Here is an 18,929-nt window from a genome sequence, read left to right on the forward strand (position 1 = left end):
GAGGAACGAGGGGCGGGCCGGGCGCTCGTGCGCCCGTGCCCGCCGAGGAGACTACTGCGCGTCGGGCTTGCGGTCGCGCTCGATCGGGTCGACCAGCGGGTCGGCCTGGTGCGCGGCGTCGCGCTCGCCGAACGCGGGGGCGGTGCCGTCGACGGCGACGGTCTCGTCCTCGTCGGCCGCGACCTCGTTCTCGCTCGGGTCGATCAGGCGCGCGATCGCCTGGCGGTGGATCGTCAGCAGCGTGCCGGGCGTCGACTCGATGACGATCTTGTTGGCGTCGTCGTCGATCGAGACGACGGTGCCGAAGAGGCCGGAGCCGGTCATCAGCTCGACCCCCGGGACCAGGTTGTTCTTCATGTTCTCCGCGTCGCGCTGGCGCTTCTTGTTGTTGCGGAACATGAAGATGATCATCACGGCGAGCAGCAGGACGAGCAGGATGATCGTCGGATCCATGGGTGAGCCTTCCGGAGTGGGTGGCGACTCCGCGCGGCGTCTCAGCCGGGTGCGCGGGATCGAGCGGCCCGTCGGGCCTTGAAGATTATAGGTCATCCCCGAAGAGCGACTGCTGGGACCCGGCGGCCCCGCGCGGGTCGAGCCCGAAATGCCGCCAGGCCGCGGGAGTGGCCACGCGGCCGCGCGGAGTGCGGGTCAGCAGGCCGATCCGCACGAGGAAGGGCTCGACCACCGCCTCGACCGTCTCGGCCTCCTCTCCCACCGAGACGGCGAGGGTGTTGAGTCCGACGGGCCCGCCGTCGAACCGGGTCAGCACGATCTCCATGACGGCGCGGTCGAGGCGGTCGAGGCCGAGCGCATCGACGTCGTAGAGATCGAGCGCGGCCCGGACGGCCGTGACGTCGGCGCGGCCGCCGTTCACGAGGGCGAAGTCGCGCACGCGCCGCAGCAGACGGTTCGCGATGCGGGGCGTGCCCCGGCAGCGACCGGCGATCTCGGCGATCGCGTCCGAGTCGATGTCGAGCTCGAGCAGCCGGGCGGCGCGGGCGAGGACCTGGCGCAGCTCGTCCTCGGCGTAGAACTCGAGGTGCGCGGTGAATCCGAAGCGGTCGCGGAGGGGGTTCGGGAGCAGGCCCGACCGGGTGGTGGCTCCGACGAGCGTGAACGGGGCGAGGTCGAGCGGCACCGACGTCGCTCCGGCGCCCTTGCCGACCATGATGTCGATCCGGAAGTCCTCCATCGCGAGGTAGAGCATCTCCTCGGCGGAGCGGGCCATGCGGTGGATCTCGTCGATGAAGAGGATCTCGCCGGGCAGGAGCGACGACAGGACGGCGGCGAGATCGCCGGCGTGCTGGATCGCCGGACCGCTCGAGAGGCGCAGCGGCGACGAGCTCTCCTCCGCGACGATCATCGCGAGAGTGGTCTTGCCGAGACCGGGAGGCCCGGCGAGCAGGATGTGGTCGGGCGTCCGCGCCTGCATCGCCGCGGCCTTCAGCAGGAGCTCGAGCTGCCCGCGGACCTTGCGCTGCCCGACGAACTCGCTCAGGCTCCTGGGCCGCAGGGCGCCCTCGAAGGCGATCTCGGCCTCGGAGACGACCTCGGGGCCGAGCAGTCCGTCGCCGCTCACGAGCGGGCCGCCGGACCGAGTCGGGCGAGGGCGAGGCGCAGGAGCGCCTGCACGTTCGCGGCGTCGGACGCCTGGGCGTCGAGGAGGATCTCGTCGACCACCTCGGCGGCGATGCGCTCGGGCCAGCCGAGGCCGACGAGCGCCGACAGAACGCTCTGCGCGGCGGTCGCTCCCGGCCCCGAGCCGCGGGCGGCGCGCGGGCGGACCGCGAGCTTGCCCGCGAGCGACAGGATGATGAGCTTCGCGGTCTTCGGGCCGATGCCCGACACCTTGCGGAACACGGCGTCGTCCTCGTCGGCGACGGCCTGGGCGATGCGCTCGGGTTCGACGGCTCCGAGGACCCCCAGAGCCGACTTCGGCCCCACTCCGGTCACCGCGATGAGGAGCTCGAAGATCTCGAGCTGCTCCTCGTCCGGGAAGCCGTAGAGGGTGAGCGAGTCCTCGCGGACGATGAGCGTGGTCGTGACCGTCGTCTCGTCGCCGACGCGCATCTCGAGCGCGTGCTGCGGAGTCACGTTGACCGCGTAGCCGACGCCGTGGACGTCGATCACGGCGAGACTCCCGCGGGCGGAGAGGACGGTGCCGCGGAGGGAGGAGATCACCGCGTCAGTCTAGATGCTCGAACAGGCGTTCGAGTGGAGGCCTCCGCGGCGCGCCATGCACGCTGCGCCGGCGTCTCCCCCTCCGTCGCGGACGACGGTCGGGAGGCGAGCGGAGCCCGCCACGCATGGCATACCGCGAGGGCCAGCGCATCGGCCGCATCGGCCGGAGTCGGAGGCGCGTCGAGACGGAGGACGCGCTGGATCATCGCGGTGACCTGCCGCTTGTCGGCGGCTCCGTAGCCCGTGACAGCGGCCTTCACCTCGCTCGGCGTGTGCATGCCGACCGGGAGGGAGCGGCGGGCGGCCGCGACGAGCGCCACTCCGCTGATCTGGGCGATGCCCATCACGGTGCGCACGTTGTTCTGCGCGAAAACGCGTTCGATCGCGACGGCGTCAGGGCGGTGCTCGTCGAGGAGCGCCTCGATGCCGTCGCCCAGCGCCAGCAGGCGCCGCTCGAGCGGGTCGTCGACGGGAGTGCGCAGCACGCTGACGTGCACCAGGGTGGCCCGCCGGTCGCGGGCGACGTCGACGATGCCGACGCCGCACCGGGTCAGCCCCGGATCGATCCCGAGGACGCGCATCAGTGCGCGCCTCCCCGTCGATCCGGGGTCACCGGGTCACTCCTCGTTCTCGAGCTCGGCGCGCACCTCGGGGGTGATGTCGAGGTTCGTGTAGACGTTCTGCACGTCGTCCGAGTCCTCGAGCGCGTCGATCAGCCGGAACACCTTGCGGGCGGTCTCGGCGTCGGCCTCGACCTGGAGGGATGCGACGAACTCGACGTCGGCGGAGTCGTAGTCGATGCCCGCCTCCTGCAGCGCCGATCGGGCCGGCACGAGCTCGCTCGGCTCGACGCGGACCTCGAAGCTCTCGCCGTGGTCGAGGACGTCGTCGACGCCGAAGTCGAGGACCGCGCCGAGGACGTCGTCCTCGGTGACGCTCTCGCCGTGGGGAACGCTGATGACGCCCTTGCGCGCGAAGTTGTAGGCCACGCTGCCCGGGTCTGCCATGGTGCCGCCGTTGCGGGTCATCGCGGTGCGGACGTCGGCCGCGGCGCGGTTCTTGTTGTCGGTGAGGCACTCGACGAGCAGGGCGATGCCGTTCGGGCCGTACGCCTCGTACATGATCGTCGTGTAGTCGATGACCTCGCCGGTGAGGCCGGCGCCGCGCTTGATCGCGCGATCGATGTTGTCGTTCGGGACCGACGTCTTCTTCGCCTTCTGCACGGCGTCGACGAGCGTCGGGTTGCCCGAGAGGTCGGCTCCGCCGATCTTGGCGGCGACCTCGATGTTCTTGATCAGCTTGGCGAACGACTTCGCGCGACGCGAGTCCTTGATCGCCTTCTGGTGCTTGGTCGTGGCCCACTTGGAATGCCCGGACACGGTGCTCCCTCGGAAAATCGTCGTATGCGACCCCCGCAGGCGCCGCTGATAGCTGGATCAGTCTAATTGAGAGCCGGCGGTGCTCATTCGGAGCCGGTCCCCGCCCGGCTCCGCGCAGCCGGCGGTGCTCATCCGGTGCCGGTCCCCGCCCGGCTCCGCGCAGTCGGCTTCCCCAGGCGGTGCGGCACGTGGAGCGTCCTGCGTCCGGCTACGCCGATCCGCTGCCACGCGGATCGCCGGTTCGCCTCGCGGAGCGAGTCAGCTGCCGCTCGCCGGGAGGGGCTGAGTCGCAGGGCAGGACAGGGAGCTGCCGCAGGACCGGAGGGGCGGGTCTCGATACGGCGCTGCGCGCCTACTCGACCAGCAGGGGGGGTGGTGCACTGAAGCAGCGGAGGTGGGACGCCGGAAGGAGGGATGCGGCGTCGACTCCCGCACGATAGGTGAGGGTGGGGCTCCTTGGAGGAGCCCGCCTCCTTGCTGGTCGAGTAGCCCCGAAGGGGCGTATCGAGACCCACGTCTCCCAGAAGATCCGTCTCTTCCCGCCCCGCGCTGGCGCCGAAGGCGCCAGCTGCCGCACGATCAGTGCGGGTGGGTCTCGATACGGCGCTGTGCGCCTACTCGACCAGCAGGGGGGCGGGCTCCAGTCTCGGAGGAGCCGGATCGGCGACCACCCGCGAGCCGAACCGGCGATTCGCGTGCCAGCGAATCGCCGTAGGCGTTCGCAGGACGCTCCACCCGCGAGACCACCTCGGACAGCCGACTGCGCCGAGCCGGGCAGGGACCGGCTCGGACGCGGTTGCTGAAGTGGCCGGCCGAGCCGGCTACTTCAGCAACCGCGAGAGAACCCTGTCCGCGAGGGGCTTCCCGTTGGTCTGGCAGGTGGGGCAGTACTGGAGGGTGGAGTCGGCGAAGATCACCTGGCGGATCGTGTCGCCGCAGACGGGGCAGGCCTCGCCGGTCCGGCCGTGCACGCGCATGCCGAGCTTCTTCTCCTTCTTGAGGTCGGCGGCGTGCAGCCCCTCGGCACGGCCGAGGGCCTCCTCGAGGGTGTAGCGCAGGGCCGAGTAGAGGCGGTCGAGCTCGTCGGCGGTGAGCGTCGCGGGCTTGAACGGCGACATGCGGGCGACGTGCAGGATCTCGTCGGAGTACGCGTTGCCGATGCCGGCGATCCGCGACTGGTCGCGCAGCACGCCCTTCAGCTGGGCGCGGCCGGCGGTCGCCAGGATGGCACCGAGTATCTCGCGGGTGAAGGCGGGGTCCAGTGGATCGGGTCCGAGTCGGGCGACGCGCTCGACGTCGCGCGGGTCGGCCACGATCGAGAGGGCGAGGCTCTTCTTCGTGCCCGCCTCGGTCACGTCGATCCCGGAGCCGTCCTCGAGGACGAAGCGGGCGGCGAGCGGTCCTCGGCCGGGGTTCACAGGAGCCGTCGGCCGTTCCGGCCGCCAGCGCAGCCAGCCCGCGCGGGCCAGATGCAGGAGCACGTGCGCATCGCCGACCGCGAGATCGAGGAACTTGCCGTGCCGCTCGACTCCGTGCACCGGCTGCCCGGCGAGGGAGGACGGAGGGATCGCGACGGTCTTGAGCGCCGAGATCGCGAACACGTCGAGCCGCTCGAGGACGTGACCGCCGAGCCGCCCGTCGAGATCGCGCGCGAGCGCCTGCACTTCGGGGAGTTCGGGCATGGCCCTACCCTGCCGCGCACCACCGACGCGGTCCACCCCCGGCGGTCAGGCTCCGAAGCGCGTCGCCGCGACCTTCCGCAGGAACAGCTCGTGGAAGCGGTAGTCGCCCGTGATCTCCGGGTGGAACGACGTGCCCATCAGGTTGCCCTGCTCGACCGCCACCACCCTGCCGTCCGCGATCGCGGCGAGGGCGGTCGCCCGCTCCCCCAGCTCCTCCACGATGGGCGCGCGGATGAAGACCGCGTGCACGGGAGGGTCGCCGATCACCGGCACGTCGAGGTCGGTCTCGAAGGAGTCGAGCTGGTTGCCGAACGCGTTCCGGCGCACGGTCACGTCCAGACCGCCGAAGCTGTGCTGGCCCTCGATCCGGTCGAGCACGCGGTCGGCGAGCATGATCAGGCCGGCGCAGGTGCCGTAGACGGGCAGCCCCGCCTCGATCGCCTCGCCGATCGGCTCGGCGAGGCCGAACAGGCGCGAGAGCTTGTCCATCACCGTCGACTCCCCGCCGGGGATGACGAGGCCGGCGACCGAGGCGAGCTCGGCGGGACGGCGCACGAGCACCACCTCCGCGCCGAGCTCGCGCAGTACGGCCGCGTGCTCGCGGAAGTCGCCCTGGAGCGCGAGGACGCCGACCCGGAGCCCCTCGAGGGACTCGCGGGTCTCGCCCTCCCCCGCGACGCGGGGCCCGGTGCTACCAGCCACGCTCGGAGAGGCGGTGCGGCGCAGGGACGTCGGACACGTTGATGCCGACCATCGCCTCGCCGAGTCCGCGGGACGCCTCCGCGATGACCTTCGCGTCGTCGTAGAAGGTGGTCGCCTTGACGATCGCCGCGGCGCGCTTGGCCGGGTCGCCCGACTTGAAGATGCCGGAGCCGACGAAGACGCCGTCGGCGCCGAGCTGCATCATGAGCGCCGCGTCGGCCGGAGTGGCCACGCCGCCGGCCGTGAACAGCACGACCGGCAGCTTGCCGGTCTGAGCGATCTCGGCGACGAGGTCGTAGGGGGCCTGCAGCTCCTTGGCCGCGACGTACAGCTCGTCCTTGGTCATCGCCTTGAGGCGGTTCACCTCGGCCGAGATGGTGCGGATGTGCTTGGTGGCCTCGGAGACGTCGCCGGTGCCGGCCTCGCCCTTGGAGCGGATCATGGCCGCGCCCTCGGTGATGCGGCGCAGCGCCTCGCCCAGGTTCGTCGCTCCGCAGACGAAGGGGACGGTGAACTTCCACTTGTCGATGTGGTTCACGTAGTCGGCCGGCGAGAGGACCTCGGACTCGTCGATGTAGTCGACTCCGAGCTCCGAGAGCACCTGCGCCTCGACGAAGTGGCCGATGCGGGCCTTCGCCATGACGGGGATCGAGACGGAGGAGACGATCGCGTCGATCAGGTCGGGGTCGCTCATCCGCGCGACGCCGCCCTGCGAGCGGATGTCGGCCGGGACGCGCTCGAGCGCCATGACGGCGACGGCGCCGGCGTCCTCGGCGATGCGGGCCTGCTCGGCCGTGACGACGTCCATGATCACGCCGCCCTTGAGCATCTCGGCGAGACCGCGCTTGACGCGGCTCGAGCCGAACTGCTCGGACGCGGCGGAGGAGGAGGGAGTGGTGGTGTCGGTCATGATCGCGGGTCCTGTTTCTCTGCTGTGTCTCCAGCCGACGGCTGGGCTCTGTCGCCCGCCGACGGCTGGGCTCTGTCTGGGGCCGACGGCCGGGCGGCGTCTCGCGTCGGAGGCGCTGCCGCACGTGCCGCCGACAGCGCCGTCCAGTCTACCGAGGTCCGCCTGCGCGGACCCCGCCTACTCGGTGGGCCAGGCGGCCGCGATGCTCGCGCGGACGTCGCCCAGGAGCTGCGGCAGCGCCTTCGTCCGGGCGATGATCGGGAAGAAGTTCGCGTCGGTCGCCCAGCGCGGAACCACGTGCTGGTGCAGATGCGCGGCGATCCCGGCTCCGGCGACCGCGCCCTGGTTCATCCCGAGGTTGAAGCCGTCGTTGTTCGACACCTCGCGGATCACGCGCATCGCTGTCTGCGTGAGGGCGCCGATCTCGGCCACTTCTTCCGGGGTGGCCTCGTCGTACAGCGGGATGTGGCGGTACGGGCACACGAGGAGGTGGCCGGAGTTGTACGGGAAGAGGTTGAGCAGCACGTACGCGTGCCCGCCGCGGGCGACGATCAGCGCCTCCTCGTCGCTCAGCGTGGGCGCGACGCAGAACGGGCAGTCGTCGGCTCCCGGCTGTCCCTTCTGGATGTAGACCATGCGGTGCGGGGTCCACAGGCGCTGGAACTCGTCGGGGACTCCCGCGAGGTGCGCGGACCCCTCCGCTCCCTCGGGGACGAGGCCGTCCACGCTCACACCTGCGCCTTCGACGCGATCGCCTCGCGGATGCGCGCCACGGCGTCGGCGACGGGAATCCCGTTCTCCTGGGTGCCGTCGCGGAAGCGGAAGCTGACCGCGCCGGCGTCGCGGTCCTTCTCGCCGACGATGATCTGGAACGGCACCTTCTGCAGCGTGGCGTTGCGGATCTTCTTCTGCATCCGATCACTGGAGTAGTCGATCTCGGCGCGGACGCCGGCGCGCTTGAGCTCGCCCACGACCTCCTCGAGGTAGGGCAGGTACTCGTCCGCGATCGGGATGCCGACCACCTGCACGGGCGAGAGCCAGACGGGGAACGCCCCGGCGTAGTGCTCGGTGAGGATCGCGAAGAAGCGCTCGATCGAGCCGAACAGCGCGCGGTGGATCATCACGGGGCGCTTCTTGTTGCCGTCGGACGAGGTGTACTCCAGCTCGAAGCGCTCGGGCTGGTTGAAGTCGAGCTGGATCGTCGACATCTGCCAGGTGCGGCCGATCGCGTCGCGCGCCTGCACCGAGATCTTCGGACCGTAGAACGCCGCTCCGCCCGGATCCGGGACCAGCTCGAGACCCGACTCCACCGCGACCGCGCGGAGCGACTCGATGGCCGCCTCCCACTGCTCGGGGGCGCCGACGAACTTCGGGTTGCCCTCCTCGTTGGTCGAGAGCTCGAGGTAGAAGTCGTTCAGGCCGTAGTCGCGGAGCACCTGCAGCACGAACTCGAGGTTGCGGGTGAGCTCCGCCGCCACGTCCTCCTGCGTCACGTAGATGTGCGCGTCGTCCTGGGTGAGCCCGCGCACGCGGGTGAGTCCCTGCAGCGTGCCGCTCTTCTCGTAGCGGTAGACCGTGCCGAACTCGGCCAGGCGCAGGGGCAGCTCGCGGTAGCTGCGGCCGCGCGAGCGGAAGATCAGGTTGTGGAACGGGCAGTTCATGGGCTTGAGGTAGTAGTCCTGGCCCTGGCGGGTGACGTTGCCGTCCTCGTCCTGCAGCTCGTCGAGGTGCATCGGGGGGAACATGCCCTCGGAGTACCACTGCAGGTGCCCGCTGGTGGTGAAGAGGTCGCCCTTGGTGATGTGCGGCGTGTAGACGAGCTCGTAGTCGTGCGCGAGCAGCTGCTCCCGCATGTACTGCTCGATCTCGTAGCGGATGATGCCGCCCTTGGGGTGGAACACCGCGAGACCGGAGCCGATCTCGTCCGGGAACGAGAACAGGTCGAGCTCGTGCCCGAGCTTGCGGTGGTCGCGGCGCGCGGCCTCCTCGAGGCGGGCCTGGTGCGCGCGCAGCTCGTCCTTCGTCGGCCAGGCCGTGCCGTAGACGCGCTGCAGCTGGGGGTTCTTCTCGGAGCCGCGCCAGTAGGCCGCCGCGTTGCGGGTGAGCGCGTAGCCGTTGCCGATCATGCGGGTGTTGGGCAGGTGCGGACCGCGGCAGAGGTCCTTCCAGACCGTCTCGCCCGAGCGCGGGTCGACGTTGTCGTAGATCGTCAGCTCGGCGCCGCCGACCTCGACGGACTCCTCGTCACCGCCGCCGCCCTTGATGCCGATGAGCTCCAGCTTGTAGGGCTCCGTGGACAGCTCGGCGCGGGCCTCGTCCTCGGTCACGACGCGGCGCACGAAGCGCTGCCCCTGGCGGACGATGCGGTCCATCGCCTTCTCGAGCGCCTTCATCGCCTCCGGCGTGAAGGGCTCCTCGACATCGAAGTCGTAGTAGAAGCCGTCGGTGACGGGCGGGCCGATGCCCAGCCTCGCCTCCGGGTTGATCTGCTGCACCGCCTGGGCGAGCACGTGGGCCGCGGAGTGGCGGAGGATGTTCAGCCCGTCCGGAGAGGAGATCAGGACCGGCTCGATGCGGTCGCCCGGCACGACGTCGGCGGCCAGGTCCTTCAGCTCGCCGTTGACCCGGATCGCGACGACGGCCCGGTCGGAGAAGTGCGTGAAGCCCGTCCCGGCCTCGGTCACCACCGCGACGGACTCGTTCTCGGACGGATTCGACGGTTCGTTCGACACGCGCGGACACTCCTCAGGGCTTCGCCAACCCCTCGACTTTAGTCGCCCGCGTGCGCCGGAACGTTCCGGAGCCGGCGGCGGCAGCGACGGACGGACGTCAGCCGAGCACGGCCCGAACGCGCTCGTCCAGACCGCGGAGGGCGTCGACGAGCTCGCCTCGATCGGCCCCGTCGAGCAGCAGGTCGTTCTGCACGAGGTGGCGCACGAGGACGGCCTCGACCCCCTGGGGGAGGGCGTCCGAGACGAGGGCGCCCTCGAGGACGGCGAGGACCGCCACCACCGCGAGGGCGTCGTCGACGGAGAGCGGCAGCGCGCTGCGGTCCGTGTCCATGCATCCGATCCCGGACGCGGGTCGCGTGCGTCCGTCTGGGTCCCCTCCACCTTGGCGAAGCCTTCGGCGGAGAGAGCCGGGGAACGCCCGCCGGCTTCGTTTCCCGTACAGGACGGCGGACGGGCGGGCTCCGCTCCTCGAGCCCGCCTGCGCGCTGGTACGGTGTGCGAGACGGCTTTGGCACAGCGTGCCGGTACACTGTTCCACTGCCACGATGGAACACCGATGGGCCGATCAGGAGGAGGATCCGATGAACCGACGCGAGGAGATCCTCCAGGCGGCCCGGGCGCTCGCCGCCGAGCACGGAGTCGCGGCGCTGAGCGTCCGCGCCGTCGCGGCGCGCGCGGGCATCGGGGCCAGCACGCTGCGCCATCACTTCCCCGCGCAGCGCGATCTCTACGACGCGGTGGTCGCGGAGCTCTTCGACCCCGGTCTCGGCGACCTGCGGATCGAGGACCGGCGCGTCGATCCGCTCGAGAGACTGCTGGAGTGCGTCGGGCAGTTCCTCCCCGCCGAGGACGCCCCTCCCGCCCTGGGCGGCTGGTTCGCACTCCACGCCGCGTCTGCCGGTCCGGGCTCGACGGAGCAGGGCCGCGCTCTCGTCGCCGCCGTCGACGCGAGCAGCCGCGCGAGCACCGTGCGCTGGATCGATCTGCTCGCCGAGGAGGGCGTGCTGCGGCGCGGTCCGCTCGAGCAGCACGTGGAGCTGATCCTCGCGCTCGTCGACGGACTGCGACTGCGGATGCTCGTGCCCGGGAGCGGGACGACTCCCGGCCGAGCGCTCGAGGTGCTGGCGGCGGCGCTCGAGCGGGCCGTGATCCGCGACTGAGCGTCAGCCCGCGGTGCGGAGCCGGATCGCCAGCGCGGCGAGCCCCGGACCGATCGCGCCGGAGTCCTCGATGGCGAGGGCACGGGCGAGCACGTCCCGCTGCCGAGCGTCGAGGGCCCCGGCGCCGACCAGTCCGGCCACCACCGCGACGAGATCGGCGAGTACCGCCGCGTCCCGTTCCTCGGGCCCGTCCATCACGCCTCCTCGCGCCGGGGACAGTCTGCGCGCGGGTCGCGGGGAACGCCTTCGCAGTGCGTGATCGGTACAGCGCCGTTGGCAACCCCTTGTCGATCCACCGGCTCCGGCGTGGGCTGGAGCACCCGCACCGCCCCGTGCGGCTCCTCGACGAAAGGTGCACCCGTGCTCTCCGACTCACCCATCGGCCCAGTCCTCCTCTCGAAGGATCTCGCCGCCTCGCGCAGGTTCTACGCCGACGCCCTCGGCCTGGAGGTGCTGGAGGAGTCCGACTCCGCGGTCGCCTACTCGACAGGAGGGACGCGCCTGACGGTCACCGCCAGCACGACCGGCTCGAAGGACGAGCAGACGAAGGCGGCCTGGCGCGTCGACGATCTCCGCGCCGAGCTCGAGGCCCTCGCCGCGCGCGGGGTGACGCCGGAGGACTACGACAGCGACGAGCTGCGCACCGTCGACGGCATCGCCGATCGCGGCAGCGTCTGGGCGGCCTGGATCCTCGACCCCGACGGCAACGCGCTGGGCATCGAGCAGCCGAAGGACTGACCGCCCGGGCGATCGGCGCGCCCTAGAATCGCCCCATGTCCGACGACTCCCCCCGCACTCCCGCGCCCGGATGGTACCCGCACCCCGCCGACATCGGCTCGGAGCTCTACTGGGACGGCTCGGCCTGGACCGACCGGTCGCGCCCGTCCGCACCGCAGGCCCCGCTGTACGGCACACCGAGCGCCCCGCACGCCGATCCGGCCGGGGCGGCCTACGGCACTCCTCCGGCCGCGCCGTACGGCTCGGACCAGGCCGCCCCGACCACCCCGTACGGAGCGGCGCCCTCCGGAGCGAACCCGTACGCGACGAATCCGTACGCGTCGAATCCGTACGACTCCACCGCCGCCTCCGGTCGCAATCCGATGGCCGTCGCGAGCCTCGTGATGGGGATCCTCAGCCTCGTGTTCAACGTGCTGTTCGTCCCCTCGATCCTCGCCATCGTCTTCGCCGTCCGCGGCCGGGCCGCGGCGACGGTGACCGGGATCGGACGGGGCATGGCGACTGCCGGTCTGATCACGGGCATCGTGGGCATCGCCGTCGGCGGCCTCATGTTCCTCGTCAACATCGCCGGGTTCCTCGCCCAGCTCGGCAGCTGAGCCGGGTGCGCCGCCCCGCTTCCCCCTCGATGCGCCGATGACGCCGCGTCGGAGCGCCCCCTGGCTCTTCGTCGTCGCCGTCTCGCTCGTCGCCCTGGTCCTCCGCGGCCCGATCGTGGCGGTCGCCCCGGTGATCGACGCCGTCCGCGACGATCTGGCACTGTCCTCCGGTCAGGCCGGGATCCTCACGAGCATCCCCGTGCTCTGCTTCTCCCTGGCGACTCCGCTCGCCCTCCTGGTCATCCGGCGCGCCGGACCGGACGCCGCCGTGACGGCGACGGTCCTCGGCGTCGCCCTGGGCACCGTCGTCCGCTCGGCCGGCGACACCGTCGCGGTCGTCGCGGGGACGATCCTCATCGGCGTCTTCATCACGATCGGCAACGTCGTCGTCCCGGTCGTCATCCGGCGCGACGTCCCCGCCCGACGGGTCGACCTCACGACGGGCGTCTACACGGCGGCGCTCAACATCGGCTCCACGATCACCTCCCTCGGCACCGCGCCCCTGGCGCACGCGCTCGGCTGGCGCGGGGCCCTGCTGGCCTGGCTCCTCCTGTCGGCACTCGCGCTGCTGGGCTGGCTCGCCGTCGCGGGCCCCTCGGGCGCGTTCCGGCCCGCACCCCGGCCGGTGTCCCCCGCGGGCCTCGCCGCCGCTCCCCCGCGCGTCTTCCGCAGCGCCACGGTGCTCGCACTGGCGGTCTGCTTCTCGAGCCAGGCGTTCTCCTACTACGGCGTGACCGCGTGGCTGCCGAGCCTGCTCGTCGACCGCAACGGCTTCTCGGTCGAGACCGCCGGAGCGAGCTCCTCCGTCTTCCAGGTCGCCGCCGTCGTGGGGGCGCTCGGCGTCCCGCTGCTCGTCCGCCGGCTCGCGCCGCTGGGCAGCATCGCGCTCGTCGGCTCGCTCTGGTGCACGGTTCCCGCCGGCCTGCTGCTCGCGCCCGACCTCTGGGCGCTGTGGTGCGCTCTGGGCGGCATCGCGCAGGGCGGCGGATTCACGGTGGTGTTCGTCCTCGTGGTCCGTCTCTCGCAGTCCGACGCCCACGCGTCCCGGCTCTCGGCGACCGTCCAGGGCATCGGCTACGCGGTCGCCGCGACGGCGCCCACCGTCCTCGGCATCGCGCACGACACGAGCGGCGGGTGGGACGCTCCCCTGCTCGTCGTCCTCGCGTCGACGACGTCGTTCCTCGTCTTCGGAACGATCGCCGCCGCACGGCAGCGACGGGCCCCGCGACTCCCGGTCGGCTGAGCGCCGCCTGACAGCGCGGGGCACCGCCGTCAAGGGCCACCACCGGATCGCCGAGCGCCGTAGCGTGGCCGCATGGCCGAGAAGAGCACGACCCGCGAGAAGAGCGCGCCCGAACCCGACGACAGGCGCAAGCCCGACGAGCTGAGCGACCTGACGAAGCGGTCGTGGGGCTACGTGCTGAAGAAGACGATGCGCGAGTTCGGCGCCGACCAGTGCACCGACCTCGCCGCAGCACTCACCTACTACGCCGTCCTCGCGCTCTTCCCGGCGCTGCTGGCGATCGTCTCGGTCCTCGGCCTCTTCGGCCAGGCGCAGGCCACGACCGACACCGTGCTCGAGCTGGTCGGGAATCTCGCTTCCGCACAGGTCGTCGACGTGCTGCGCGAGCCCATCCAATCGCTCACGAGCTCGCCGGCCGCGGGACTCGCGTTCGTCACCGGTATCGTCGGCGCCCTGTGGTCGGCCTCCGGCTACGTCGGCGCGTTCGGCCGCGCCATGAACCGCGTCTACGAGATCGACGAGGGCCGCCCGTTCTGGAAGCTGCGCCCGACGATGCTCGGCGTGACGCTCGCCACGGTCGTGCTGATCGTCGTCGCCGCACTGATCCTCGTGCTCAGCGGCCCCGTGGCCGAGGCCGTGGGCGACGTGGTCGGCCTCGGGTCCTCCGCCCTCCTGGTCTGGAACATCGCGAAGTGGCCCGTGCTGCTGGTCATCGCGATCGTGATCGTCGCGATCCTCTACTACTGGGCGCCGAACATCCGTCAGCCGAAGTTCCGCTGGATCGGAGCGGGCTCGGTCCTCGCCCTGCTGATCTGGCTCGTCGCCTCGATCGGCTTCGGCTTCTACGTCGCCAACTTCTCGAACTACGACAAGACCTACGGCTCGCTCGGCGCGGTGATCGTCTTCCTCCTCTGGATCTGGATCACCAACATCGCGCTGCTCTTCGGAGCGGAGTTCGACGCGGAGCTCGAGCGCGGCCGCGAGCTGCAGGCCGGCATCGAGGCGGAGGAGACCATCCAGCTCCCGCCGCGCGACACCGCCGCCAGCGACAAGAAGGCCGCCGTGCACGAGCAGGACCTGCGCGACGGCCGGTGGCTGCGCCTCGCGTCCGAGAACAAGGAGTCGGCGCAGGACGGGAAGAAGGACGACTCGTCGACGTGAGTCCCTGCCCTCAGGACTCCGCCGCCCAGAGCGCGCGGTAGAAGGAGGTCCGCTCCTCGTCCGGGGCGATGCCGTACTCCTCGAGCAGCAGGTCGGTGAAGCCGTCACCGTAGTTCCAGTGCAGGCTCATCGTCGCGACGGCGAGATCGGCCCAGCGGTCGCCCAGACCGAGGTCGCCGAGGTCGACCGTGCCGCTCCAGGCTCCGTCGTCGCCGATCAGCGTGTTGGGTGCGCAGGCGTCGCCGTGGACGAGCACAGGCCGCTCGGGCTCCGGTGCCGCCCCGCGGTGGAACCAGGAGTCGCGGCGGAGCTCGTCCGGCAGGTCGCCGGCGGGGACGGCGTGCAGAGCCCGCAGGTTTCGTGCGATCGCTCGCACCGCGGTCCCGGGCCGCGCGATCCAGAGCGGATCGACGGCGCTGCGCCCTGCGATCGGCGCCGTGAGCAGCCACTGGCCGCCGTCCTCGTCCCCCTCGTCCAGCACGCGGGGCGACGGATGACGACCCTCCAGCCAGCGCAGCCGCGCCGATTCGCGTCGCAGGTCGATGCCTGTGCCCGCGGGATTCCACTTGAGGTACCCGGCCGGCACGCGGAAGGTCAGCCCGTCCGCCTGGTTGCGCCAGGCGAGCTCCGGATCGCCACCGCCGAGCCGTCGCGCGATCGCCGGGATCACCGCGCCCTCGAGCGAGTACTGCCGCGCGAGGTCCGGACCGGTCATCCCGACAGCCTAGGCACTGCGTGTGCCGTGTGGTCGGACCACATGGTACGGTGTGGTCAGACCACACGAGGAGGAGCGGGATGAGCGACACCGGCGAACGCGCGTGGGAGGCCGTCCTCGCCCATGTCGAGGGCCTCCTGCTCACCGGAGCACTCGCACCCGGTGACCGCCTCCCGGGTGAGCGCACCCTCGCCCTCGAACTCGGAGTCGGTCGGTCCTCGGTCCGCGAGGCCGTCCGCGTCCTCGAGGTGATGGGGCTCGTCCGCACCCGCTCCGGCTCCGGGCCGGCGGCGGGCGCCGTGATCGTGGCGCGGCCGACCGGAGGGATGAGCGCGCTGCTGCGCCTCCAGGTCGCCGCGAGCGGGTTCGCGGTGGAGGACGTCGTCCGCACCCGGCTCGTGCTCGAGACCGCCGTCGTCGACGACCTCGCCCGCACGCCCGGTCCGGCTCTGGGCGAGAGCCGCGAGCTCCTGGATGCGATGGACGCCGAGGTGCTCGACCACGACGCGTTCCTCGCCCTCGACGCGCAGTTCCACCTCTCGCTCGCCGAGGCGTCCGGGAACGCGGTGATCGCGGCGATGACCGCGGGCCTGCGCGACGCGGTCGAGAGCTACGTGATCACCGCCGCGCGCACCCTGCCCGACTGGCCGACGACCCGCGATCGGCTCCGCTCGGAGCACCGCGCCCTGGTCGCCGCGATCGCGGCCGCCGACCCCGACCGCGCCCGCGCGCTCGTCGCGGCCCACATCTCCGGCTACTACGCCGAGACCCACCTGACACCCACTGGAGCGGAGAAGGACTGACCATGGTCGACCGACGAATCCCGAAGGTGCGCGACCTCGCGCCCCTCATGCAGTTCAAGAAGCCCGAGCTCGACCTCAAGAAGGCCCGGCTCGACAAGGCTCTGACGATCCACGATCTCCAGCGCATCGCGAAGCGCCGGACGCCCAAGGCGGCGTTCGACTACACGGAGGGAGCCGCAGAGGCCGAGATCTCGCTCGGCCGTGCGCGCCAGGCGTTCGAGGACATCCAGTTCAACCCGGCGATCCTGCGCGACGTCTCGGAGGTCAGCACCGGCTGGGACGTCCTCGGCGCTCCCGTCTCGCTCCCCTTCGGCATCGCGCCGACCGGCTTCACCCGGATGATGCAGACCGAGGGCGAGATCGCCGGCGCGCGCAACGCGGCCAAGTGGGGCATCCCCTTCTCGCTCTCCACCATGGGCACCACCGCCATCGAGGACGTGAAGGCCGCGAACCCGGACGGCCGCAACTGGTTCCAGCTCTACATGTGGAAGGACCGCGACCGCTCGATGGCGCTCGTGGAGCGCGCGGCCGCGTCAGGATTCGACACGCTCCTGGTGACGGTCGACGTCCCCGTCGCCGGCGCGCGCCTCCGCGACAAGCGCAACGGCTTCTCGATCCCACCTCAGCTGACGCTGGGCACCGTGGTGAACGCGATGCCGCGCCCCTGGTGGTGGGTCGACTTCCTCACCACCGAGCCGCTGTCGTTCGCGTCGCTGGACCGCTGGTCCGGCACCGTCGGCGAGCTGCTCGACACGATGTTCGATCCCACCGTCGGATTCGAGGACCTCGCCTGGATCCGCGACCAGTGGCCCGGGAAGATCGTCGTCAAGGGCGTCCAGACGGTCGACGACGCACGTCGCGTCGCCGAGCTCGGCGTCGACGGCGTCGTCCTCTCGAACCACGGCGGCCGCCAGCTCGATCGCGCTCCGATCCCCTTCCACCTCCTCCCGGACGTGGTGCGCGAGGTCGGCACGGGCAGCACGTCCGGCATGGAGATCCACCTCGACACCGGCATCATGTCCGGCGCCGACATCGTGGCCTCGATCGCCCTCGGCGCTCGCTTCACCCTCGTGGGCCGCGCGTACCTCTACGGCCTGATGGCCGGCGGCGAGGCGGGCGTCAACCGGATGATCGAGATCCTGTCCGAGCAGATCACGCGCACCATGCGCCTGCTGGGCGTGAACTCGCTCGAGGAGTTGAACCCCTCGCACGTCACGCAGCTCGAGCGTCTGGTGCCGCGCGCGGTCTCCCCGCAGTTCGTGCTCGCCGACTGACGTCCGTCGGGGCGTCCGGCCGGGCGCCCCGACCGTCAGCGCGCGCGGAGGTAGCGCAGCAGCAGGGTGTCGCCGGAGGCGAGGACGTGCGCGAGGCGCTGCGTCCTCGCCTCCGCCTCGCCCCGGGCGATCCGGCCGCCGTCGCCGGCCTCGAGTGTCGGGCTGACGGTGAGGTCGAGCTCGTCGACCACGTCCTGCGAGAGCAGGGTGCCGAGGAGCCCCGGTCCGCCCTCGCAGTGGATCCTGGCGAGACCGCGATCGGCGAGTGCGTCGCGCATCCGCACCGCGTCCAGGTCCTCCTCGCCGCAGATCAGCACGTCCGCCACCTCGGCGAGCTCCGCGCGCCGACGGGCGGGAGACGCTCCGGTGGTGACCACGACCGGGCGCACCGGAGCCTCGGTGAAGATCCGCGAGGCCGGGTCCAGCTCCAGCGAGCCCGAGACGATCGCGAACACCGGATGCGCGGGGCGCCCCTCGGCGGAGCGCGCCGCGGCCGACTCCTCCCCCAGCACCATCGGCCCGTAGCCCTCGGTGCGGACCGTGCCCGCCGCGACCAGCACCACGTCGGCGAGACGACGGAGGAGGTCGAAGACCCGCTCGTCCGCGTCCCCGCCCAGAGCGCCCGAGACGCCCTCCCGGGTGACCGCTCCGTCGATGCTCGAGACGAAATTCACCCGCAGCCACGGCTCGGAGGTCTCGGCCGAGTAGAGCGCGAGGAGCGTGTCGTCGTCGAGCGCCGCGAGCGGGGACGGGTGCAGGCGGTCGATCGCGGCGCTCATGCGACGGGCTCCTCCTCGATGTTGTGACGGAGGTGGGCGGGTGCCCGCCAGCCGAGAACGGCCTCGGTCAATCGGACCGCGTCGACGGCCTGCCGCACGTCGTGCATGCGCACGATGCGCGCACCGTTGAGGATGCAGATCACCGCCGCCGCGAGGGATCCCTCGAGCCGCTCGCCCTGCGGGCGGTCGAGCGTCTCGCCGATGAAGTCCTTGTTCGACACCGCCGCGAGCACCGGGAGTCCCAGCGCCGCGATCTCGCCCAGGCGACGGGTCAGCTCCAGGGTGTGCAGGGTGTTCTTGTTGAGGTCGTGACCGGGGTCGAGGATGATGCGCTCGTCCGGGACTCCGCCCGCGACCGCCCGGTCCCGCCTCTCGCGCAGGTGGGCGATCACCGAGGCCACGACGTCGTCGTACTCGGGCCGCACGGGCTCGCTGCGCGGTGCGCCCAGGCTGTGCGTGATCACGAGCTGCGCCTCGGACGACGCCACGACGGCGAGCATCTCCGGGTCGTGCAACCCGCTGGTGTCGTTGACGACGGAGGCGCCCTCGGCGATGCTCAGCCGGGCCACCTCGGCCCGGGTCGTGTCGACCGAGACGACCACGTCGCTCCGCTCGTGGATGCCGGCGACGACGGGCACCACCCGGTCGATCTCCTCCTGCAGCGAGACGGCCGGGCCCCGCCCGAACGGCACTCCCCCGATGTCGACCCAGTCGGCGCCCTGCTCGGCCGCCCGCACCGAGGCGGCGACCGCTCGATCCAGTGCGAAGGTCGAGCCCTTGTCGTAGAAGGAGTCGGGGGTGCGGTTCACGACCGCCATCACGGCGACCTGCCGCTCGAAGTCGAACTCGCGTCCGCCGATGGTGCGGGTCATGC

At 71.7% G+C, this 18,929-nt stretch carries 22 protein-coding genes; 7 read left to right on the plus strand and 15 right to left on the minus strand.

The annotated features are described in order from the left end of the window. Positions 1-51: 51 nt before the first annotated feature. The 11 genes from yajC to ASF46_RS19400 form a co-directional block, all read right to left on the minus strand. Positions 52-453, minus strand: coding sequence for a preprotein translocase subunit YajC (yajC, locus tag ASF46_RS09345; RefSeq protein ID WP_056867232.1), 402 nt, complete (start codon positions 451-453; stop codon positions 52-54). An 85-nt stretch (positions 454-538) separates the two neighbouring features. Next, positions 539-1,579 carry a Holliday junction branch migration DNA helicase RuvB gene (ruvB, locus tag ASF46_RS09350; RefSeq protein ID WP_056867233.1) on the minus strand — a complete coding sequence of 347 codons (1,041 nt, stop codon included), beginning with the start codon at positions 1,577-1,579 and terminating at the stop codon, positions 539-541. Continuing rightward, a complete protein-coding gene (ruvA, locus tag ASF46_RS09355) occupies positions 1,576-2,181 on the minus strand; it encodes a Holliday junction branch migration protein RuvA (protein ID WP_056867234.1) in 606 nt (201 codons plus the stop codon). Before ruvA ends, ruvB begins: the two co-directional genes overlap by 4 nt. Further along, complete coding sequence (ruvC, locus tag ASF46_RS09360; protein WP_056867235.1) at positions 2,178-2,762, minus strand: crossover junction endodeoxyribonuclease RuvC; 585 nt, start codon at positions 2,760-2,762, stop codon at positions 2,178-2,180. Before ruvC ends, ruvA begins: the two co-directional genes overlap by 4 nt. 36 nt (positions 2,763-2,798) lie before the next feature. Next, on the minus strand, positions 2,799-3,560 hold the full coding sequence (locus ASF46_RS09365; protein ID WP_056867236.1) for a YebC/PmpR family DNA-binding transcriptional regulator: 762 nt from the start codon (positions 3,558-3,560) through the stop codon (positions 2,799-2,801). Between the two features lie 821 nt (positions 3,561-4,381). Then, the gene (locus ASF46_RS09370) at positions 4,382-5,242 is read right to left on the minus strand and encodes an Fpg/Nei family DNA glycosylase (protein WP_056867237.1); all 861 of its coding nucleotides are present in this window, start codon (positions 5,240-5,242) and stop codon (positions 4,382-4,384) included. 45 nt (positions 5,243-5,287) lie between these two features. Beyond that, positions 5,288-5,944, minus strand: coding sequence for a pyridoxal 5'-phosphate synthase glutaminase subunit PdxT (pdxT, locus tag ASF46_RS09375; protein WP_056867238.1), 657 nt, complete (start codon positions 5,942-5,944; stop codon positions 5,288-5,290). Next, complete coding sequence (gene pdxS / locus ASF46_RS09380; protein WP_055791734.1) at positions 5,934-6,854, minus strand: pyridoxal 5'-phosphate synthase lyase subunit PdxS; 921 nt, start codon at positions 6,852-6,854, stop codon at positions 5,934-5,936. Before pdxS ends, pdxT begins: the two co-directional genes overlap by 11 nt. A 177-nt stretch (positions 6,855-7,031) precedes the next feature. Next, complete coding sequence (locus ASF46_RS09385; protein WP_056867239.1) at positions 7,032-7,580, minus strand: HIT family protein; 549 nt, start codon at positions 7,578-7,580, stop codon at positions 7,032-7,034. Between the two features lie 2 nt (positions 7,581-7,582). Beyond that, positions 7,583-9,541 carry a threonine--tRNA ligase gene (thrS, locus tag ASF46_RS09390; RefSeq protein WP_056867535.1) on the minus strand — a complete coding sequence of 653 codons (1,959 nt, stop codon included), beginning with the start codon at positions 9,539-9,541 and terminating at the stop codon, positions 7,583-7,585. 142 nt (positions 9,542-9,683) lie between these two features. After that, positions 9,684-9,917 (minus strand): hypothetical protein, encoded by a 234-nt coding sequence (locus tag ASF46_RS19400; protein ID WP_056867240.1) that lies wholly within the window; start codon positions 9,915-9,917, stop codon positions 9,684-9,686. Between the two features lie 250 nt (positions 9,918-10,167). On the opposite strand from ASF46_RS19400, the gene ASF46_RS09400 reads away from it, so the two are divergent. After that, the gene (locus ASF46_RS09400; RefSeq protein ID WP_056867241.1) at positions 10,168-10,746 is read left to right on the plus strand and encodes a TetR/AcrR family transcriptional regulator; all 579 of its coding nucleotides are present in this window, start codon (positions 10,168-10,170) and stop codon (positions 10,744-10,746) included. Between the two features lie 3 nt (positions 10,747-10,749). Here the strand turns inward: ASF46_RS09400 and ASF46_RS09405 are convergent, their stop codons facing one another. Beyond that, a complete protein-coding gene (locus ASF46_RS09405) occupies positions 10,750-10,941 on the minus strand; it encodes a hypothetical protein (RefSeq protein ID WP_056867242.1) in 192 nt (63 codons plus the stop codon). A gap of 165 nt (positions 10,942-11,106) precedes the next feature. On the opposite strand from ASF46_RS09405, the gene ASF46_RS19405 reads away from it, so the two are divergent. The 4 genes from ASF46_RS19405 to ASF46_RS09425 all read left to right on the plus strand — a co-directional run bounded on the left by ASF46_RS19405 (position 11,107) and on the right by ASF46_RS09425 (position 14,484). Further along, positions 11,107-11,484: a VOC family protein gene (locus ASF46_RS19405; protein ID WP_056867243.1), complete on the plus strand. Its 378-nt coding sequence runs from the start codon at positions 11,107-11,109 to the stop codon at positions 11,482-11,484. A gap of 35 nt (positions 11,485-11,519) precedes the next feature. Then, positions 11,520-12,080, plus strand: a complete 561-nt coding sequence (locus ASF46_RS09415; protein WP_056867244.1) for a DUF4190 domain-containing protein — start codon at positions 11,520-11,522, stop codon at positions 12,078-12,080. A 37-nt stretch (positions 12,081-12,117) separates the two neighbouring features. Beyond that, the gene (locus ASF46_RS09420) at positions 12,118-13,323 is read left to right on the plus strand and encodes a CynX/NimT family MFS transporter (protein WP_056867245.1); all 1,206 of its coding nucleotides are present in this window, start codon (positions 12,118-12,120) and stop codon (positions 13,321-13,323) included. 72 nt (positions 13,324-13,395) lie between these two features. Then, entirely contained in the window at positions 13,396-14,484 is a 1,089-nt protein-coding gene (locus ASF46_RS09425; protein WP_056867246.1) for a YihY/virulence factor BrkB family protein, read from the plus strand. Between the two features lie 10 nt (positions 14,485-14,494). Here ASF46_RS09425 and ASF46_RS09430 read toward each other — a convergent pair whose 3' ends face one another. Then, positions 14,495-15,199, minus strand: a complete 705-nt coding sequence (locus ASF46_RS09430) for an aminoglycoside 3'-phosphotransferase (RefSeq protein WP_082485337.1) — start codon at positions 15,197-15,199, stop codon at positions 14,495-14,497. Positions 15,200-15,279: 80 nt separating this feature from the next. Here ASF46_RS09430 and ASF46_RS09435 point away from each other — a divergent pair, with 80 nt between their 5' ends. After that, complete coding sequence (locus ASF46_RS09435) at positions 15,280-16,002, plus strand: FadR/GntR family transcriptional regulator (protein ID WP_056867247.1); 723 nt, start codon at positions 15,280-15,282, stop codon at positions 16,000-16,002. Positions 16,003-16,004: 2 nt separating this feature from the next. Further along, complete coding sequence (locus tag ASF46_RS09440) at positions 16,005-17,276, plus strand: alpha-hydroxy acid oxidase (RefSeq protein ID WP_056867248.1); 1,272 nt, start codon at positions 16,005-16,007, stop codon at positions 17,274-17,276. Positions 17,277-17,311: 35 nt separating this feature from the next. On the opposite strand, the gene ASF46_RS09445 is transcribed toward ASF46_RS09440, so the two are convergent. Together ASF46_RS09445 and folP are read right to left on the minus strand one after the other, a co-directional pair. Next, positions 17,312-18,055, minus strand: coding sequence for a pyrimidine reductase family protein (locus tag ASF46_RS09445; protein WP_056867249.1), 744 nt, complete (start codon positions 18,053-18,055; stop codon positions 17,312-17,314). After that, a complete protein-coding gene (gene folP / locus ASF46_RS09450; RefSeq protein ID WP_056867250.1) occupies positions 18,052-18,927 on the minus strand; it encodes a dihydropteroate synthase in 876 nt (291 codons plus the stop codon). Before folP ends, ASF46_RS09445 begins: the two co-directional genes overlap by 4 nt. Positions 18,928-18,929 lie beyond the last annotated feature (2 nt).

This window comes from Rathayibacter sp. Leaf296 (assembly GCF_001423045.1).
Taxonomy (GTDB): domain Bacteria; phylum Actinomycetota; class Actinomycetes; order Actinomycetales; family Microbacteriaceae; genus Rathayibacter; species Rathayibacter caricis.

Coding starts and splice junctions, on each gene's coding strand:
- ruvC (WP_056867235.1), bottom strand. CDS start 2,762: ATGCGCGTCCTCGGGATCGATCCGGGGCTGACCCGGTGCGGCGTCGGC.
- ASF46_RS19400 (WP_056867240.1), bottom strand. CDS start 9,917: ATGGACACGGACCGCAGCGCGCTGCCGCTCTCCGTCGACGACGCCCTC.
- ASF46_RS09430 (WP_082485337.1), bottom strand. CDS start 15,199: ATGACCGGTCCGGACCTCGCGCGGCAGTACTCGCTCGAGGGCGCGGTG.
- ASF46_RS09425 (WP_056867246.1), top strand. CDS start 13,396: ATGGCCGAGAAGAGCACGACCCGCGAGAAGAGCGCGCCCGAACCCGAC.
- ASF46_RS09405 (WP_056867242.1), bottom strand. CDS start 10,941: ATGGACGGGCCCGAGGAACGGGACGCGGCGGTACTCGCCGATCTCGTC.
- ASF46_RS09415 (WP_056867244.1), top strand. CDS start 11,520: ATGTCCGACGACTCCCCCCGCACTCCCGCGCCCGGATGGTACCCGCAC.
- yajC (WP_056867232.1), bottom strand. CDS start 453: ATGGATCCGACGATCATCCTGCTCGTCCTGCTGCTCGCCGTGATGATC.
- ASF46_RS09420 (WP_056867245.1), top strand. CDS start 12,118: ATGACGCCGCGTCGGAGCGCCCCCTGGCTCTTCGTCGTCGCCGTCTCG.
- ASF46_RS09370 (WP_056867237.1), bottom strand. CDS start 5,242: ATGCCCGAACTCCCCGAAGTGCAGGCGCTCGCGCGCGATCTCGACGGG.
- folP (WP_056867250.1), bottom strand. CDS start 18,927: ATGACCCGCACCATCGGCGGACGCGAGTTCGACTTCGAGCGGCAGGTC.
- pdxS (WP_055791734.1), bottom strand. CDS start 6,854: ATGACCGACACCACCACTCCCTCCTCCTCCGCCGCGTCCGAGCAGTTC.
- ASF46_RS09445 (WP_056867249.1), bottom strand. CDS start 18,055: ATGAGCGCCGCGATCGACCGCCTGCACCCGTCCCCGCTCGCGGCGCTC.
- ASF46_RS09400 (WP_056867241.1), top strand. CDS start 10,168: ATGAACCGACGCGAGGAGATCCTCCAGGCGGCCCGGGCGCTCGCCGCC.
- ASF46_RS09440 (WP_056867248.1), top strand. CDS start 16,005: ATGGTCGACCGACGAATCCCGAAGGTGCGCGACCTCGCGCCCCTCATG.
- ASF46_RS09435 (WP_056867247.1), top strand. CDS start 15,280: ATGAGCGACACCGGCGAACGCGCGTGGGAGGCCGTCCTCGCCCATGTC.